The following is a 12,685-nucleotide window of genomic DNA, read 5'->3' on the forward strand; positions in this document are numbered from 1 at the left end:
CGTATGGACGATATCTTCGGGATCCCGGCGCCGCTGCTCTTCGGCCAGTTGCTCCTCGGGCTGATCAACGGTGCCTTCTATGCCCTGCTGTCGCTCGGCCTTGCCGTCATCTTCGGCATGCTGAACGTCATCAACTTCGCGCACGGCGCGCAGTTCATGATGGGCGCCTTCGTGGCCTGGATGCTGCTCGAATATGCCGGCCTCAACTACTGGTGGGCGCTGGTCCTGGCGCCGCTGCTGGTGGGCCTCTTCGGCGTGCTCCTCGAACGCACGATGATCGCGCGATTGTACAAGCTCGACCATCTCTACGGGCTGCTGCTGACCTTCGGCCTCGGCCTCATCATCGAGGGCATCTTCCGCAACCAGTACGGCAGCTCGGGCCTGCCCTACCGCATCCCGCCCCAGCTCTCCGGGGCCTGGGACCTGGGCTTCATGTTCATGCCCGTCTATCGCGGCTGGGTCGTCGTCGTCGCCGCCGTGATGTGCATCGGCACCTGGCTCGTCATCGAGAAGACCAAGATCGGCAGCTACCTGCGCGCTTCGACCGAGAACGCGGCGCTGGTGCAGGCCTTCGGCATCAACGTGCCTCGGCTGATGACGCTGACCTACGGCGCGGGCGTGGCGCTGGCCGCCTTCGCCGGCGTGCTGGCGGCTCCGATCTACTCGGTGAACCCGCAGATGGGGTCGAACCTCATCATCATCGTCTTCGCGGTCGTCGTCATCGGCGGCATGGGGTCCATCCTCGGCTCCGTCATCACGGGCTTCGGGCTCGGCATCATCGAAGGTCTGACCAAGGTGTTCTATCCGGAAGCCTCCTCCACCGTGATCTTCGTGGTCATGGCCATCGTGCTGCTGGCGCGCCCCGCCGGCCTCTTCGGGAGGGCCTGAGCCATGGCGGCACCCGGCGGCTTCAGCGGCACCGACTTCCGCAACGAGGAAGCCTTCTTCCTCGGCTTCACCCAGGCGCAGGTCATCGCCTTCGTCCTGCTGATCGCCTTCCTCGCGATCAGCCCTTTCTTCCTCTACCCCGTCTTCCTGATGAAGCTGCTGTGCTTCGCGCTCTTCGCCTGCGCCTTCAACCTGCTCATCGGCTATGTCGGCCTGCTGAGCTTCGGGCATGCGGCCTATTTCGGCATGGGCGGCTACATCACCGGCCATGCGGCCAAGGTCTGGGGGCTGCCGCCGGAGCTCTCGATCATCCTGGGCGGCCTCATGGGCGCGGCGCTCGGCCTCGTCATCGGCTGGATCGCGATCCGCCGGCAGGGCATCTACTTCGCCATGATCACCCTGGCCTTCGCGCAGATGGTCTACTTCTTCTGCGTGCAGGCGCCCTTCACCGGCGGCGAGGACGGCATCCAGTCCATCCCGCGCGGCTACTTCCTCGGCATCGTGGACCTCAGCCGCGACCTCAACATGTACTGGCTGACGGCGGGCGTCTTCCTGCTGGGCTTCCTGCTGATCCACCGCATCGTGCACTCGCCCTTCGGCATGGTGCTGAAGTCGATCCGCGAGAACGAGCCGCGCGCGACCTCGCTCGGCTACCGCACGGACGACTACAAGCTGATGGCCTTCGTGCTCTCGGCCGGGCTGGCGGGCGTGGCGGGCGGGCTGAAGTCCATCGTCTTCGGCATCGCGACGCTCACCGACGTGTTCTGGACCATGTCCGGCGAGGTCGTGCTGATGTCGCTGGTGGGCGGGCTCGGCACCATCTTCGGGCCCTTCCTGGGCGCGGCCGTCATCATCACCATGCAGAACTACCTGGCCGAGTTCGGCGCCTGGGTGACGGTGATCCAGGGCGCCATCTTCGTGCTCTGCGTGCTCGCCTTCCGCCGCGGGCTGGTGGGAGAGATCGGCAACTGGCTGCGCGTGCGGTTGTGACGGCATGACGCAGGACAAGGATTCCCTGGACGCGCTCGGCCTTCGCTTCGGCACGGACAAGGCGTCGAGCGGCCACAACTACCTTTCCTTCTACGAATCCTTCCTGGCTCCCCTGCGTGACCGGCCGCTGAAGATCCTCGAGGTCGGGGTGCTGAACGGCGCGTCGCTGCTGACCTGGCTGGCCTATTTCCCGCACGCCTCCATCGTCGGCGCCGACATCAACCCTGCCGTGCTGGCCTATTCCGGCGACCGGATCCACATCGAGATCCTCGACCAGTCGAACATCCAGGATCTGACCGACCTCGCGCTGCGGCATGGGCCCTTCGACCTCGTGGTGGAGGACGGCTCGCATCTCTGGGAGCACCAGATCACCACGCTCCGCCAGCTCCTGCCGCATGTGAAGGGCGGCGGCTTCTACATCGTCGAGGACCTGCAGACGAACTACGGCGCCTATGTCGAGAAGTACCGCGGCGTCGCGTCCTATTCCTGCGTGGACTACCTGAAGCGGCTGGTGGACCTGAAGGTGTCGGGCCTGCGCGCCGACCTGCGGGCGGAGGAGGACGCCTTCCTGCGAACCTATGCGCCGCTGGCGGATTCCATCGCCTTCGCGCGGCATTGCTGCGTCATCCAGAAGGCGCCGCCGCCGTTGCAGGTTCAGCCCTTCGCCGAGCTCGGCACGGCGAAGGGCCTGCCGGTGGCCGTTTCGGCGAATCTGGGCGGCAAGCACCATGCGGTGGGCATGGGGGGCGCCATCCGCAGCGCTCCGCCGCAGCAGCCCATCAGCGCCTTCTACCTGGTGGTCCAGGGCCGCACGCCGGTGCTCGAGTACAGCGCCCGGCTCTCGGACGGCGGCTGGACCGACTGGGTGTCCGAGAAGACGATCATCGGCACCGGCGATGCCCAGCAGGCGCTGACCGGCTTTTCCGTCCGGCTCCGGCCGGAGCTGCAGGACGGGTTCCGCCTCCGGGTGGCGGGGCTGTTCCAGGGCGTGGAGGCGCCGGTCCTGGCCGGCCCGGGGGAGGCCTGCACCACCGACGGCAAGGCGGCGCTGCGCGGGATCCAGGTGACGCTGGCCGCGCCCGGCGGCTGAGGCCTGCTACGCGTAGGCGGCGTCGATCATCACCCTGCTGAGCAGCGTGTAGGCGGCGGTCCAGGCGCCTTCCACCTCGGGCGTGTAGGCCGGCCCGAGGCCCTGGCCCAGCGTCCAGAGCAGCGCGGCGCCGACGCTGCCGTACTGCGCCTGCGTGACGCCGTAGGAGAGGTGGCGCTTCGCCATGTCCTGCGCCACCGGAACCACCTTCTCCGGCTGCCTCAGCGAGGAGACGACCATGGCCAGCGCGGCCATGAGCTTCTGGCCCTGCAGCGCCATGTCGCTCTTCGCGAAGAGCGGCACGGTGGTGGGGTCGGTCTCCCAGAGCCGCGCGTAGAAGAGCTCGGCGGCCTTCTCCTTGATGGGGACGACCTGGCGGAAGGTGTCCTGGACGAGGGTGACCTGGTCGGGCGTCATTCTTGCGGTTCCTGAATGCGGCGGTGCAGCAACGTTACGAAGCGGGTGCACGCCACTGCAACAACGGGATTCTCCTCATAAGGGCACTTCGCCCGGTTCCTTCAGTGTCGCGAGCACGAAACTGGAGCGGGTCTCCTTCACGCCGGGCAGGCGCAGCAGGGCGCGCGTCGCGAAATCGCCGAAGGTCTCCATGTCGGGCGCGAGGATGTGAAGCAGGTAGTCCATCTCGCCGCTCATCGTGTAGGCGGCGAGGATTTCCGGCCGCGCGGCCAGGGCCTTGTGGAACCTTTCCACGACCTCCTCGGCGTGGCTCTCCAGCGAGACCTGCACGAAGGCCTGGAGCGGCAGGCCCACGCGGGCGGGCGCGATCTGCGCCGCGTAGCCCCGGATGACGCCGGCCTCCTCGAGGCGCTTCACCCGGCGTTGACATGGGGTGGCCGACAGGCCGACCTCCTCGGCCAGGGCGGTGATGGGCAGCCTCCCGTCGCGCTGGAGGGCGCGGAGGATGCGGCGATCCCCGGCATCCAGCGCGATCGGAGTGGATTTCGCCATGGAAAGCGCCTTTCGTGGTGGATTCCTGTCATCAGACCGCATCCTGGCACCGAATCCGGCGAATTTCACTCGCTTCCCCGGGCGACATTTGCCGCAGCCAACCGAGGAAGCCTCCATGGACGTCCCTCCTGATCGTACCGACATCGCCGGCCGCATCTGCGACGCCAATCCGATGGGCACGGACGGCTTCGAGTTCGTCGAGTTCACCGGCCCCGACACCGGGCATCTGCGCCGAGTCTTCGCGCGGCTCGGCTTCGTCCAGGTCGCGCGCCACCGCAGCAAGGACGTGACGCTCTGGCGCCAGGGCGGGACGAACTTCGTCCTCAACGCCGAGCCCGCCAGCTTCGCCCAGGGATTCGGCCGCGTGCACGGGCCCTCGGCCTGCGCCATGGCCTTCCGGGTCGCCGACGCGGCGCAGGCCTTCGAGCGCGCGATCCAGCTCGGCGCCCGGCCCTTCCATGGCCGCGTCGGGCCGATGGAGCTGAATATCCCGGCCATCGAGGGGATTGGCGGCAGCCTGATCTACTTCGTGGACCGCTACGGCGACCGCGGCTCCATCTACGACGTGGACTTCCGATGGCTGGACGGCGTGGACCCGCATCCGACGACGCATGGCCTCACGGTCATCGACCATCTCACCCACAACGTGCACCGCGGCCGCATGGACGCCTGGTCCGGCTTCTACGAGCGGCTCTTCAACTTCCGGGAGATCCGCTACTTCGACATCGAGGGGAAGCTGACGGGGTTGAAGTCCAAGGCCATGACCTCGCCCTGCGGCCAGATCCGCATCCCCATCAACGAGAGCAGCGACGACCGCTCGCAGATCGAGGAATACCTGCGCGCCTACAACGGCGAGGGCATCCAGCACATCGCCCTCGGTACCGAGGACATCCACGCGACGGTGGAGGGCCTGCGCGGGAATGGCGTCAGCTTCCTGGAGACCCCCGACACCTATTACGAGCTGCTGCCGCAGCGCCTGCCCGATACGGGCGAGGATATCGAGCGCATGCGGCGCAACAGGATCCTGATGGATGGCTCGCCCTCTGGCGGGCGGCTGCTGCAGATCTTCACCGAAACGATGATCGGCCCGATCTTCTTCGAGAAGATCCAGCGCAAGGGCGACCAGGGCTTCGGCGAGGGCAACTTCCGGGCGCTCTTCGAGAGCATCGAGCTGGACCAGGTCCGCCGCGGCGTGCTGACCCCCGCCGCCGAATAGGGCAAGCCTGCCCAAGGGCGGGGCACGGGGGGACCGCAGGCGCCGAAGCCGGCCCAATCCCCCCTTTGCGCCCGGCCGGTCCTGGTTACAGTCGCGCGGCATGACCTGGTCCCTCCTGGCGCGCGACCCCCGCAGCGGCGAGCTCGGCGTCGCCATCGCGACACGCTTCTTCGCCGTGGGCGCGCTCTGCCCGCGCGTGGAGGGCGGCGTGGGCGCGCTGTCCTCGCAGGCGCTGCTGAATCCCATGCTCGGCCTCCGCGGGATGGAGCGGCTGCGCGCCGGCGAGGCGCCCCAGGCCATCCTGGACGCGCTGATCGCCGGGGACGCAGGGCGCGACACGCGGCAGTTCCATATCCTCGGTCCGGACGGCGCCGTCGCGCAGCACACCGGAGCGGCCTGCGTGCCCTGGTGCGGATCGGTGCGGGCGGAGAACGTGTCGGTGGCCGGCAACATGCTGGCCGGGCCTGATGTGGTCGGGGACACGCTGACCGCCTTCCTCGCCGCGCCGCACCTCCCGATGGCGCTCCGCCTGCTTCATGCCATGGAGGCCGGCGAGGCCGCCGGCGGCGACGCGCGCGGGAAGCAGGCGGCCGCGCTGATGGTGGCGTCGAAGGACCCCTATCCCGACCTCGACATCCGCGTGGACGACCATCCCGATCCGCTCGCCGAGCTGCGCCGCCTGCATGCGGTGGCGCAGGAGCGCTTCGTCACTTTCCGCAGCTTCCTCGCCGGCACCGACCATCCCGGCGTCTTCGACCGTTCCGTCATCGCGGCGGCCACCGAGGCCCGGGCGAAGCGATGAACGCCCTGGAGGTCGACCGCCTCAGCATCGAGTTCCACACCGACCGCGGCGTGCTGCACGCGGTGGACCGCGTCTCCTTCAGCGTCGAGCCGGGACGGACGCTGGCCATCGTCGGCGAGAGCGGCTGCGGGAAATCCGCGACGGCGCTGGCGATCCTCGGCCTGCTGGCCGAGAACGCCGAACGGCTGGGCGACATCCGGCTGGCCGGCGAGCTGCTGACGCCGGAGGGTCAGCGCAAGGCGCGCGGCCGCGAGCTCGCGATGATCTTCCAGGAGCCCATGACCAGCCTGAACCCGGCCTTCACGGCCGGCGAGCAGGTGGCCGAGGCGCTGCGCCTGCACGAGGGCCTGACCGCGCGCGACGCCATGGCCCGCGCCATCGCCATGCTGGAGCGCGTGCGCATCCCCGAGGCCGCCCGGCGCGCCAAGCAGTATCCGCACCAGCTTTCCGGCGGCATGCGGCAGCGCGTGATGATCGCGATTGCGCTCGCCTGCCGGCCCAGGCTGCTCATCGCCGACGAGCCGACCACTGCGCTCGACGTCACGGTGCAGGCGCAGATCCTGGCGCTGCTCGACGAGCTGAAGCGCGAGACGGGCACCGCCGTGGTCCTCATCACCCACGATCTCGGCGTGGTGCAGGACCATGCGGACGAGGTGGTGGTCATGTATGCCGGCCGCGTCGCCGAGCGCACGGCGGCCGCGCGGCTCTTCGCCGAGCCGCAGCACCCCTACACGATCGGCCTGCTCGGCGCTGCGCCGCGGCTGGATTCCAAGCGCCCGCGCCTCGCCTCCATCGAGGGCACGGTGCCGGACCTGCGCAACCCGCCGCCTGGCTGCCGCTTCGCGCCGCGCTGCCCCTTCGCGGCAGAGGTCTGCGCGACCACGCCCCCGCTGCGCGAGATCACGCCGGACCACTTCGCGGCCTGCCATCGGGCGCCGCTCGCGGCATGACTCCACTCCTGCAACTCGACGGGATGGTGAAGCACTTCCCCTTCCGCGACAGCCTCGGCCGGAAGCGCGGCGCGGTGCGGGCGGTGGATGGCGTGTCGCTGTCCGTGCCGCAGGGCAGCGTGCTCGCCATCGTCGGCGAGAGCGGCTGCGGCAAGTCCACCCTCGGCCGCCTCGCGCTGCGGCTGCTCGAGCCCGATTCCGGCACGCTGCGCTTCGACGGCGAGGACGTGCTGGCCCTAGGGCCTTCCGCGCTGCGCGCCAAGCGGCGCGAGATGCAGCTCATCTTCCAGGACCCCTTCGCGAGTCTCGACCCGCGCATGACCGTCGAGGCCGCGATCACCGAGCCGCTGATCCTCCACAGGCTGCATCGCGGCCGCGAGCGCGCGCGCGTCGCGGAACTCCTGGAGCGCGTCGGCCTGCGTCCCGAGCTGGCGCGCCGCTGGCCGCACGAATTCTCCGGCGGCCAGCGCCAACGCATCGCCATCGCGCGCGCGCTGGCCAGCGAGCCGCGCCTCATCATCGGCGACGAGCCCGTCTCCGCGCTCGACGTCTCCGTCCAGGCGCAAGTGGTGAACCTGCTGGGCGACCTGATCCGCGACCTCGGCCTGACCTTCGTGCTCATCAGCCACGACCTCGGCGTCGTCCGGCAGATCGCGGACAGGGTGGCCGTGATGTATCTCGGCCGCATCGTCGAGGAGGCGCCGGCGGAGCAGATCTTTCAGGCGCCGCGCCACCCCTACACGCGCGCGCTGCTCGCCGCCGTGCCCGGCCAGGGCGGTGTGCTGAAGCTGCTGGAGGGCGACATCCCCTCCCCCGTCGCGCCGCCCTCCGGCTGCCGTTTCCGCACGCGCTGCCCCTATGCGCAGGCGCTCTGCGCGGAACAGGGGCCCGAGCTGGTCGGCGAGGCGCATATCGCCGCCTGCCATTTCCAGGATAGCCTTCCCCCCGCGACGCCCATCCGCGAGGCCGCGGCCGATGCCCGCCTCGCGCGCCTGCAAAGCTTCTTCTCGACCAACCGGGAGCCCATCGCATGATCCGACGCCTGCTGCTCGCCGCCTGTGCCGCGCTGGGACTTTCCGCCGCCGCCCCCCACGCTGCAAACGCCCAGAACCTCCGCATCGGCCTGCGCGAGGACCCCGACATCATGGACCCGACGCTGGCCCGCACCTTCGTCGGCCGCATCGTCTTCGCGAGCCTCTGCGACAAGCTCTTCGACATCAACGAGCGGCTGGAGATCGTCCCGCAGCTCGCCACCGGATACACGTGGGAAGACCCGCGCACCCTGCTCATCACGCTGCGCGAGGGCGTGCGCTTCCACGACGGCGAGCCGATGGACGCCGAGAGCGTGCGCTACAGCCTCGACCGCCACATGAACCTGCAGGGCAGTTTTCGCCGAGGCGAGATCAACACGATCGAATCCGTCGAGGTCGTGGACCCGCTGAAGGTCCGCATCCGTCTCCGCGCGCCCTCGGCGCCCTTTCTCTCGCAGCTCACCGACCGCGCCGGCATGATCGTGAGCCCCAAAGCCGCCGAGGCCGCCGGCCGCAACTTCGGCACCCGCCCCGTCTGCGCCGGGCCCTTCCGCTTCGTCGAGCGCGTGGCGCAGGACCGCATCGTGGTCGAGCGCTTTCCCGAATACTGGAACGCCGCGGCGATCCACCTGAACCGGGTGACCTACCAGATCATCCCGGACAGCACGGTGCGGCTGGCCAACCTGCAATCCGGCGCGCTGGAGATGGTGCAGTCGGTCGATCCCGACGACGTGCCGGCGGTCCGCCGCAACAGCCGGCTGCGCGTCTCCATCAGCGACGAGCTCGGCTACCAGTCCATCTCCTTCAACATCGGCAACGGAGCGCGCTCGCAGACGCCGATCGGCCAGAACGCCCGCATCCGCGAGGCCTTCGAGCTGGCCATCGACCGCAACGCGCTGAACCAGGTCGTCTATGAGGGGATGTACACGCCCGCCTCCCAGCCCGTGCCCCCGGCCAACCCCTTCCACGTCGCGGCCTTCCAGCCGGAGCCGCGCAACCTCGAGCGCGCCCGCGCCCTGCTGCGCGAGGCCGGCGTCACCACGCCGCTGCGCGTGGAGATGACCGTCACCAACAGCCCGGACCTGCGCCAGGCCGGCGAGGTCATCCAGGCCATGGTGCGCGAGGCCGGCTTCGACCTGCGCATCAACACGATGGAATTCGCGAGCAGCCTCCAAGCCGCGCAGCGCGGCGATTTCGAGCTGTACCTGCTGGGCTGGTCGGGCCGCGTGGACCCGGACGGCAACTCCTGGAGCTTCATCCACTCGCGCGGCCCGCAGAACGACGGCCGCTACGCCAATCACGAGGTGGACCGCCTGCTCGACGCCGCCCGGCTGGAGCAGGATCCCGCCAAGCGGCGCGAGCTCTATGCCCAGACCTGGCAGATCGCGATGCGGCAGGACCGCCACCGCATCTACCTCTGGCACCGCAAGAACATCGTCGTGCACACGGCGCGACTGCAGGGCTACGTGAACGTGCCGGACGGCATCATCCGCCTGCAGGGAATGCGCCTTCAGTGATCACGCTGCACCACTGCCCCAACTCGCGCTCGAACGGCGCCCGCTCGCTCCTCGAGCAGATGGGCGTGCCCTACGAGCTGCACGCGATGGACCTGCGCGCCGGCGAGAACCGGCGGCCGGCCTATCTCGCCGTCAACCCGCTCGGGAAGGTGCCGGCCATCGAGGAGGACGGCGCGCTGATCACTGAGCAGGGCGCCGTCTTCCTCTACCTCGCCGACCGATTTCCCGAGGCCGGCCTGGCGCCGCCGATCGGCGATCCCCTGCGCGGCCCCTTCCTGCGCTGGCTGTTCTTCTACGGCTCGGCCTTCGAACCGGCCGTGGTGGATCACGCGCAGAAGCGCGATCCCGGCACGGCCTCGATGAGCCCCTACGGCACCTACGACGCCGTGATCGACACGCTGCGCGGCCAGCTCGCCAGGGGCCCCTGGCTGCTCGGCGAGCGCCTCACCGCGGCCGACATCCTCTGGGGCGTCGCGCTCGGCTGGACGATGATGTTCGGCTTGGTGCCGAAGCATCCGGAATTCGTGGCCTTCGCCGAGCGCGTCGCGGCGCTGCCGGGCGTGAAGAGCGCGGCCGCGAAGGACGCGGAGCTCGCCGCCGCGCACGAAGCCGCCCGCGGCGAGGGCTGACGCCGATATGTGGGGATTTCTGCTCCGCCGGCTGGGCCAGGTGATCCCCACGCTGATCATCGTCTCGATCCTCGTCTTCGCCCTGCAGCAGCTCATGCCCGGCGACCCCGCGCTGATCCTCGCCGGCGAGGAGCGCGGCGACCCCGAAGTCCTCGCCCAGATCCGCGCCGAGCTGATGCTCGATCAGCCATTGGTGCACCAGTACCTCCACTGGATCTGGCGCGCGCTGCACGGCGATCTCGGCTTCTCCTGGCGCATCCGCCTGCCGGTCGGCGAGCTCATCCTGGAGAAGCTGCCCGTCACCTTCCAGCTGGCGTCCATGAGCTTCATCATCGGCGTGGTCATCGGCGTGCCCTGCGGCGTGCTCAGCGCCGTCTGGCGCGACCGCCCCGCCGACTGGGTCATCAACGGCATCGCGCTCTTCGGCATCTCCACGCCGAACTTCTGGCTGGGGATCATGATGATCCTGTTCTTCTCCGTGCAGCTCGGCTGGCTGCCGCCCAGCGGCTACGTGCCGCTCTGGGAAGACCCGCTGATGAGCCTGGAGACGACGATCATGCCGGCCTTCGTGCTCGGCACTGGCGTCGCCTCCGTGCTGATGCGCCACACCCGGGCCGCGATGCTGGGCGCGCTGAGCCAGGACTACGTGCGCACGGCGCGCGCGAAGGGGCTGAGCGAGCGCGTCGTCGTCGCCAAGCATGCGCTGCGCAACGCGCTGATCCCGGTGGTCACGCTGGGCACCATCGAGTTCGGCCGGCTGCTGGCCGGCGCCGTGCTGACCGAGCAGATCTTCTCCATCCCCGGCTTCGGCAAGCTCGTCGTGGACGCCGTGTTCAACCGCGACTACCCGGTGGTACAGGGCGTGGTGATGGCGACGGCGCTGATCTTCATCCTGCTGAGCCTGGTCGCGGACCTGCTCTACATGGCCATCAACCCGCGGCTGCGCACGGCATGAGCACGACGGCCGCCCAGACCACGGGAAGCATCGCCATCGAGACGGGCGAGAGCCCCGCCCGCCGCGCGCTGCGGCGCTTCCTGCAGCACAAGCTCGCCATGTTCGGGCTGATCGTGGTGATCGTCTTCGTCGCGGCCGCGCTGCTGGCGCCCTGGATCGCGCCCTTCGACCCGCTGGAGACGAGCTGGTCGCGCATCCGCAAGCCGCCCTCGCTCGCCCACTTCTTCGGCACCGACGAGAACGGCCGCGACGTGCTGAGCCGCGTGCTCTTCGGCGCGCGGGCGAGCCTGATGGCCGGCGTCATCGCCGTCGGCGGCGCGGTGTTGATCGGCGTGCCGGTCGGCCTGCTCGCAGGGCTCGGCGGCAAGTGGCTGGACATCGTCATCAGCCGCATCGCCGATGCGATGCTGTCGATCCCCTTCCTGATCCTGGCCATCGCGCTGGCCGCCTTCCTCGGACCGGCGCTGGAGAATGCGATGATCGCCATCGCCGTCTCCGCCTCGCCCATCTTCGTGCGGCTCGCACGCGGCATGGCGCTGGAGGCCCGCAGCACCGACTGGGTGGAGGCGGCGCGCGCGCTCGGCAACCCGCTCTGGCGGATCGGCGTGATGCACGTGCTGCCCAACATCGTCCCGCCGCTGCTGGTGCAGGCGACGCTGGCCATCGCCGAGGCCATCATCGCCGAGGCCTCGCTGAGCTTCCTGGGGCTCGGCCAGCAGCCGCCGCAGCCCTCCTGGGGGAGCATGCTGAACTCGGCGCAGCGCTTCATCGAGGGCGCGCCGTGGCTGGCCATCTTCCCCGGGCTGGCGATCTTCCTGGTGGTGCTGGCCTTCAACCTGGTCGGCGACGGGCTGCGCGACGCGCTCGATCCGCGGAGCCAGCGGCGCTGAACCTCTGGAAGGGCTGAAATCCAGCCTTTCCCAAGCTTTCCGCAAGCTCCTCTCCAAGCAAGGGCGTGCCGGGCCTCCTAAAGCTCCGGCCACGTTCCACGGCCCCTTCAGGCACGGCGGGACGCCAACCCTGGAGAGAGACCATGACCGACACCGCGACCCTCGACGCCCCCGCCAAGCCCCGGAAGCCCCCGGTGGCCATGAACGGCGTGAACACCCCCGCCCTCCTCGCCACGATCGACGCCGTCGCCGGCCAGCGGGAGCTCGCGAAGTTCCAATTCCGCGCGAACGGCCAGTGGATGGTCGGCACGCATATGCGCGGCACCATGCTGGGCTTCTCCGGCGCCGGCGGCGAGCACACCCACAAGGCCGCCGTCGAGGCGCATTCCGACCACCCCGCCGTGCTCTGCGGCGAGGACAACGGCCCGACGCCGGTGGAATGGCTGCTGCACGGCCTGGCCGGCTGCCTCACCGCCGGCATCGCCAACATCGCCTCGGCGCGCGGCGTCGTGCTGAGCAAGGTGGAATGCAGCGTGGTCGGCGACATCGACCTGCAGGGCATCCTCGGCCTCTCGGACCAGGTGCGGAACGGCTTCGGCGCCATCCGCGTGAACTTCCGCATCGAGGGCGACGCGCCCGCCGAGAAGCTGGCGCAGATCGTGGAGCAGGCCCGCGCCCGCTCCGCCGTCTTCGACGCGCTGACCAATGGCTGCCCCGTGGACGTCGTGGTCGAGCGCTGACCGCGCGGCCGGCGGCCG

Annotated in this window: 14 protein-coding genes; 12 read left to right on the forward strand and 2 right to left on the reverse strand. The window is 69.8% G+C overall.

Annotation, left to right across the window (positions count from 1 at the left end; all coding sequences use genetic code 11):
* The first annotated feature begins 3 nt into the window (after positions 1 to 3).
* Genes AC1ROY_RS14140 through AC1ROY_RS14150 form a run of 3 tightly spaced genes read left to right on the forward strand, consistent with a single transcriptional unit; the run spans position 4 to position 2,968 of the window.
* Entirely contained in the window at positions 4 to 888 is an 885-nt protein-coding gene (locus tag AC1ROY_RS14140) for a branched-chain amino acid ABC transporter permease (protein ID WP_493149483.1), read from the forward strand.
* Between the two features lie 3 nt (positions 889 to 891).
* Entirely contained in the window at positions 892 to 1,878 is a 987-nt protein-coding gene (locus AC1ROY_RS14145) for a branched-chain amino acid ABC transporter permease (RefSeq protein ID WP_493149484.1), read from the forward strand.
* 4 nt (positions 1,879 to 1,882) lie between these two features.
* Positions 1,883 to 2,968: a class I SAM-dependent methyltransferase gene (locus AC1ROY_RS14150; RefSeq protein ID WP_493149485.1), complete on the forward strand. Its 1,086-nt coding sequence runs from the start codon at positions 1,883 to 1,885 to the stop codon at positions 2,966 to 2,968.
* A 6-nt stretch (positions 2,969 to 2,974) separates the two neighbouring features.
* Here the strand turns inward: AC1ROY_RS14150 and AC1ROY_RS14155 are convergent, their stop codons facing one another.
* Entirely contained in the window at positions 2,975 to 3,385 is a 411-nt protein-coding gene (locus AC1ROY_RS14155) for a globin family protein (RefSeq protein ID WP_493149486.1), read from the reverse strand.
* Between the two features lie 75 nt (positions 3,386 to 3,460).
* Positions 3,461 to 3,937, reverse strand: a complete 477-nt coding sequence (locus tag AC1ROY_RS14160; RefSeq protein ID WP_493149487.1) for an Lrp/AsnC family transcriptional regulator — start codon at positions 3,935 to 3,937, stop codon at positions 3,461 to 3,463.
* Between the two features lie 115 nt (positions 3,938 to 4,052).
* Here AC1ROY_RS14160 and hppD point away from each other — a divergent pair, with 115 nt between their 5' ends.
* From hppD to AC1ROY_RS14205, 9 genes are all read left to right on the forward strand, one after another.
* Complete coding sequence (gene hppD / locus AC1ROY_RS14165) at positions 4,053 to 5,153, forward strand: 4-hydroxyphenylpyruvate dioxygenase (RefSeq protein ID WP_493149488.1); 1,101 nt, start codon at positions 4,053 to 4,055, stop codon at positions 5,151 to 5,153.
* Between the two features lie 100 nt (positions 5,154 to 5,253).
* Positions 5,254 to 5,955, forward strand: coding sequence for a DUF1028 domain-containing protein (locus AC1ROY_RS14170; RefSeq protein WP_493149489.1), 702 nt, complete (start codon positions 5,254 to 5,256; stop codon positions 5,953 to 5,955).
* On the forward strand, positions 5,952 to 6,905 hold the full coding sequence (locus tag AC1ROY_RS14175) for an ABC transporter ATP-binding protein (RefSeq protein WP_493149490.1): 954 nt from the start codon (positions 5,952 to 5,954) through the stop codon (positions 6,903 to 6,905). The genes AC1ROY_RS14170 and AC1ROY_RS14175 overlap by 4 nt, the downstream gene beginning before the upstream one ends.
* On the forward strand, positions 6,902 to 7,939 hold the full coding sequence (locus AC1ROY_RS14180; protein ID WP_493149491.1) for an ABC transporter ATP-binding protein: 1,038 nt from the start codon (positions 6,902 to 6,904) through the stop codon (positions 7,937 to 7,939). Before AC1ROY_RS14175 ends, AC1ROY_RS14180 begins: the two co-directional genes overlap by 4 nt.
* Positions 7,936 to 9,453 carry an ABC transporter substrate-binding protein gene (locus tag AC1ROY_RS14185; RefSeq protein WP_493149492.1) on the forward strand — a complete coding sequence of 506 codons (1,518 nt, stop codon included), beginning with the start codon at positions 7,936 to 7,938 and terminating at the stop codon, positions 9,451 to 9,453. Before AC1ROY_RS14180 ends, AC1ROY_RS14185 begins: the two co-directional genes overlap by 4 nt.
* Positions 9,450 to 10,082, forward strand: coding sequence for a glutathione S-transferase family protein (locus AC1ROY_RS14190; protein WP_493149493.1), 633 nt, complete (start codon positions 9,450 to 9,452; stop codon positions 10,080 to 10,082). Before AC1ROY_RS14185 ends, AC1ROY_RS14190 begins: the two co-directional genes overlap by 4 nt.
* Positions 10,083 to 10,089: 7 nt before the next feature.
* Positions 10,090 to 11,037 (forward strand): ABC transporter permease, encoded by a 948-nt coding sequence (locus AC1ROY_RS14195; RefSeq protein ID WP_493149494.1) that lies wholly within the window; start codon positions 10,090 to 10,092, stop codon positions 11,035 to 11,037.
* A complete protein-coding gene (locus tag AC1ROY_RS14200) occupies positions 11,034 to 11,927 on the forward strand; it encodes an ABC transporter permease (protein ID WP_493149495.1) in 894 nt (297 codons plus the stop codon). The genes AC1ROY_RS14195 and AC1ROY_RS14200 overlap by 4 nt, the downstream gene beginning before the upstream one ends.
* A gap of 143 nt (positions 11,928 to 12,070) precedes the next feature.
* The gene (locus AC1ROY_RS14205; protein WP_493149496.1) at positions 12,071 to 12,667 is read left to right on the forward strand and encodes an OsmC family protein; all 597 of its coding nucleotides are present in this window, start codon (positions 12,071 to 12,073) and stop codon (positions 12,665 to 12,667) included.
* Positions 12,668 to 12,685: the final 18 nt, after the last annotated feature.

The sequence above is a fragment of the Roseococcus sp. GW821-FHT12F05 genome (assembly GCF_058806835.1).

What these genes read in the sequence shown, in the direction of transcription:
- AC1ROY_RS14200 (WP_493149495.1), top strand. Translation starts at nt 11,034, where the DNA reads ATGAGCACGACGGCCGCCCAGACCACGGGAAGCATCGCCATCGAGACG.
- AC1ROY_RS14160 (WP_493149487.1), bottom strand. Translation starts at nt 3,937, where the DNA reads ATGGCGAAATCCACTCCGATCGCGCTGGATGCCGGGGATCGCCGCATC.
- AC1ROY_RS14155 (WP_493149486.1), bottom strand. Translation starts at nt 3,385, where the DNA reads ATGACGCCCGACCAGGTCACCCTCGTCCAGGACACCTTCCGCCAGGTC.
- AC1ROY_RS14145 (WP_493149484.1), top strand. Translation starts at nt 892, where the DNA reads ATGGCGGCACCCGGCGGCTTCAGCGGCACCGACTTCCGCAACGAGGAA.
- AC1ROY_RS14170 (WP_493149489.1), top strand. Translation starts at nt 5,254, where the DNA reads ATGACCTGGTCCCTCCTGGCGCGCGACCCCCGCAGCGGCGAGCTCGGC.
- AC1ROY_RS14180 (WP_493149491.1), top strand. Translation starts at nt 6,902, where the DNA reads ATGACTCCACTCCTGCAACTCGACGGGATGGTGAAGCACTTCCCCTTC.
- AC1ROY_RS14140 (WP_493149483.1), top strand. Translation starts at nt 4, where the DNA reads ATGGACGATATCTTCGGGATCCCGGCGCCGCTGCTCTTCGGCCAGTTG.
- hppD (WP_493149488.1), top strand. Translation starts at nt 4,053, where the DNA reads ATGGACGTCCCTCCTGATCGTACCGACATCGCCGGCCGCATCTGCGAC.
- AC1ROY_RS14150 (WP_493149485.1), top strand. Translation starts at nt 1,883, where the DNA reads ATGACGCAGGACAAGGATTCCCTGGACGCGCTCGGCCTTCGCTTCGGC.
- AC1ROY_RS14195 (WP_493149494.1), top strand. Translation starts at nt 10,090, where the DNA reads ATGTGGGGATTTCTGCTCCGCCGGCTGGGCCAGGTGATCCCCACGCTG.
- AC1ROY_RS14185 (WP_493149492.1), top strand. Translation starts at nt 7,936, where the DNA reads ATGATCCGACGCCTGCTGCTCGCCGCCTGTGCCGCGCTGGGACTTTCC.
- AC1ROY_RS14205 (WP_493149496.1), top strand. Translation starts at nt 12,071, where the DNA reads ATGACCGACACCGCGACCCTCGACGCCCCCGCCAAGCCCCGGAAGCCC.
- AC1ROY_RS14175 (WP_493149490.1), top strand. Translation starts at nt 5,952, where the DNA reads ATGAACGCCCTGGAGGTCGACCGCCTCAGCATCGAGTTCCACACCGAC.